The 1,439-nt window shown below is 59.1% G+C and carries 2 protein-coding genes; both read left to right on the top strand.

Going from position 1 to position 1,439, the window contains the following annotated elements:
- Positions 1–61 precede the first annotated feature (61 nt).
- Entirely contained in the window at positions 62–550 is a 489-nt protein-coding gene (locus ACU18_RS20485) for a helix-turn-helix domain-containing protein (RefSeq protein ID WP_082178414.1), read from the top strand.
- Positions 547–1,401, top strand: coding sequence for an IS3 family transposase (locus ACU18_RS19800; protein ID WP_050687983.1), 855 nt, complete (start codon positions 547–549; stop codon positions 1,399–1,401). The genes ACU18_RS20485 and ACU18_RS19800 overlap by 4 nt, the downstream gene beginning before the upstream one ends.
- Positions 1,402–1,439: the final 38 nt, after the last annotated feature.

Raw genomic sequence — 1,439 nt, 5'->3', positions numbered from 1 at the left:
GTGAACTGCTCCCCGGGAGTTGGACTGAGAAATTCAGTTCCGACTCCCGGGGAGCAGTTTTATGCATGCACGTAGTTCGTTATCCGAAGATCAGCGCGAGGCCGCTGTAGCGTGGTTTGAGAAGGGCGTTGCCGATACGGGGACGGCCAGCCTGCTGGGTGTGGCCCGCCCGCCGGTCGGTCGTCTTTATCGGCGGTGGAGGATCCATGGCCGGGGAGCGTTGATGACTAAGCCGACAAAGCGCGCATACTCGTTTGAATTCAAGCTCGCGTTGGTTGAGCGCTTCGCGGCAGGCGAGACTGCGCATGATCTCGCCTCAGAGGCTGGCTTATCATCGCCCAAACTTCTCGAAACCTGGGCTCGGGCATACCGCCGGGAAGGGTCGGATGCGCTGCGTCCGAAGACCAAAGGCAGACCCAGGAAGGCCGACGGGCCGCCACCAGTGGAGCCATCTGAGTTAGAGCGGCTGCGGCGGGAGAACGAGCGTTTGCGGGCGGAAGTGGCTTACCTGGGAAAATTGCGGGCCTTGAGGGCGCAGGAACGACGGTGAAGGTCCAGGCCCTCGTCGCCCTCAAGGCCGATTTTCCCCTCTCGGCACTGCTTCAGATAACGGGTCTTGCCAGATCAACATTCTTCTACCACCAAGCCCGTCTTCAAGCTCCCGACCCCCGGGAGGCACTCAAGACCAAAGTCAGGGAAATTTTCGAGAAGAACCATGGCCGGTACGGGCACCGGCGAATCCATATCGAGCTGGTCAAACAGGGATGGACGATCGCCAAGAAGACAGTCCTGAAACTCATGCATGCGATGCGGCTCGTCTGCAAAGTACGGCGAAAGAAGCGTTACAGCTCCTACAGGGGTGACCAGGGAAAGGTTGCCCCGAACGTGCTCAATCGGGAGTTTGAGGCCGATGGCCCTAACCGGAAATGGGTGACAGATGTGACCGAGTTTCGGGTCGGTGACCGGAAACTCTACCTCTCACCGGTCATGGACCTCTTCGACCGGCAAATCATTTCCCACACCATCAGCTCGTCCCCGAATCTGGAGCTCACCAACACTTCGCTGCGCGAGGCCCTCAGCCGCCTCGATCATGGCCAGCAGCCGCTGGTGCATTCGGATCAAGGCTTCCAGTACCAGCACGTTTCCTGGCGAAGTCTCCTGAAGAGCGCCGGCGCCGTCCAATCGATGTCCCGCAAAGCCAACTGCTACGACAACGCCGTGATGGAGAACTTCTTCGGACACCTCAAAGAAGAGCTATTCCACCGCGTCCGGTTCCTCAGCGCCGACGCACTAACCACGGCACTGCACGAGTACATTTGCTGGTACAACAACGAACGAATCTCAACAAAGCTCAAGGGCCTGAGCCCGGTGCAATACCGTGCTCAAGCCCTTGCGGCTTAGGCTCTTACTTAGCCAGTCCAACTTTCGGGGACCAGTTC

Source organism: Arthrobacter sp. ZBG10 (genome assembly GCF_001238605.1).
Classification (GTDB): Bacteria; Actinomycetota; Actinomycetes; order Actinomycetales; family Micrococcaceae; genus Arthrobacter.
Note: the sequence above shows the minus strand (reverse complement) of the source record. Positions and strands in the feature narration are given on the sequence as shown.

Bases quoted from the DNA above. Each gene is read 5' to 3' on its own strand.
- ACU18_RS20485 (WP_082178414.1), top strand. From the start codon at position 62: ATGCATGCACGTAGTTCGTTATCCGAAGATCAGCGCGAGGCCGCTGTA.